The following is a 1,923-nucleotide window of genomic DNA, read 5'->3' as shown; positions in this document are numbered from 1 at the left end:
CCAAGTCCGCTCCCCCGTCCACTTCCACCAGGCGATCCAAGACCTCAGCACCAACGGCACCACCACCTACATCGAACTCGGACCCGACGGCGTCCTCACAGCACAAGCCCAACAGACCACCGAGGGCACCTTCACCCCCGCCCTCCGCCGCGACCGCGACGAGACCACCACCGCACTCACCGCCCTCGGCACCGCCTACATCCACGGACGGATCCGGGACGCGTCCGCGCTCTACCGCGACGGGCGCAGGGTGGAGCTGCCGACATACGCGTTCCAGCGGCAGCGGTTCTGGCTCACCCCCGGAACCGGCGGCGACGTGCGCGACCTCGGACAGGACGATGCCGGACACCCGCTGCTCCGCGGCGCCGTGGAGCACGCCGGCGGCGACACGGTTCTGTTCACGGGCAGGCTCACCCCCTCCACCTGGCTGGACGACCACACCGTCCTCGGCAGCGCGATCGCGCCCGGGAGCGCGCTGGTCGACCTGGCCCTGCACGCGGGCGCATGGACCGGGTTCCGCACCCTGGACGAACTGCTCCTGGAGGCGCCGCTGCCGCTGGACGAGGCCGTGCAGGTGCAGGTGGCCGTCACCGGCGAGACCGTCACCGTCCACTCGCGCACCGACGGCGAATGGACGCTGCACGCCACCGGCACGCTCTCCGACACGCCCGTCCCCGCCGAGGACGTCCCGTGGCCCCCCGAGGCCGACCCGGTCGACGTGGACGCGATGTACGCGGAGCTGGAGGCGTCCGGCCTGCAGTACGGACCCGCGTTCCGCAACGTCACCGCCGCCTGGCGGTCGGCCACGTCCGTGTTCGCCGAGGTCGCGGTCGACGAGCACGGGTTCGGCGTCCACCCGGCCCTGTTCGACGCCGCACTGCACCCGCTCGCCGCCGCCTCCGGCGCCCTCGCCCTGCCGTTCGCCTGGCGCGGCGTCCGACTGCACGCCACCGGCGCGACCGCGCTGCGCGTGCGGATCGACCTGGCGGACAACACCGTGCACGCGGTCGACCCCGACGGCTCCCCGGTGCTCACCGTCTCCGCGCTCGACACCCGCCCGGTGAGCGAAGGGCTGCGCGCCGCCCGCACCGACGGCCTGTTCCGCACGGACTGGGAGCCGGTCGAGCCGGTCCCCGTGCCGCACACCGTGATCGATGTGCCCTCCGACGCCGACGTCCCGGTGGTCCGGGCCGTGCACGAGACGGCCACGCACGTCCTGCGGGCGCTCCAGGAGCGGCTCGACGACGACACGACCATCGCGGTGGTCCGCCGCGGTACCGGCCTCGGCGCCTCGGCGGTCGAAGGGCTGGTGCGCTCGGCACAGGCCGAGTACCCCGGCCGCATCGTGCTGGTGGACACCGACGACAGCGTGGACCTGTCCGCCGCGGTCGGGGACGAGCCGCACGTCGCCGTCCGCGACGGCGCCGTGCTGGCGCCGCGCCTGGCCCGGGTGGGCCGGGAGGACCGGGCGAACCGCCGCGGACCGGCACCGGAATGGGACGGCACCGTGCTGATCACCGGCGGCGCGCTGGGCACGCTGCTCGCCCGCCACCTGGTCGACGAGCGCGGTGTGCGGGACGTGGTGCTGGCCAGCCGCAGCGGTGCCGACCCCGGTATCGCCGGGGTGCGCGCCGCGGCCTGCGACGTCGCCGACCGCGCGGCGGTCGGGGAGCTGCTGGCCGGACTGCCCGATCTGACGGCGGTGGTGCACACCGCCGGTGTCCTGGACGACGGCCCGGTCGACGCGCTCACCCCGGAGCGGCTGGAGGCGGTCCTGCGCCCCAAGACGGCCGCGTGGCACCTGCACGAGCTGACGCGCGACCGGGACCTGAGGGCCTTCGTGCTGTACTCGTCGGCCGCGGCCGCCTTCGGCACGGCGGGCCAGGCGAACTATGCCGCGGCGAACTCCTTCCTCGATGCGCT

1 protein-coding gene is annotated in these 1,923 nt (G+C 74.9%); it reads left to right on the top strand.

From position 1 onward, the window contains the following. On the top strand, nt 1-1,923 hold a 1,923-nt coding region (locus tag D476_RS35320; protein WP_040729010.1), incomplete at both ends, for a type I polyketide synthase.

It is taken from the genome of Nocardiopsis chromatogenes YIM 90109 (assembly GCF_000341185.1).
GTDB lineage: Bacteria > Actinomycetota > Actinomycetes > Streptosporangiales > Streptosporangiaceae > Nocardiopsis_A > Nocardiopsis_A chromatogenes.
Note: the sequence above shows the minus strand (reverse complement) of the source record. Positions and strands in the feature narration are given on the sequence as shown.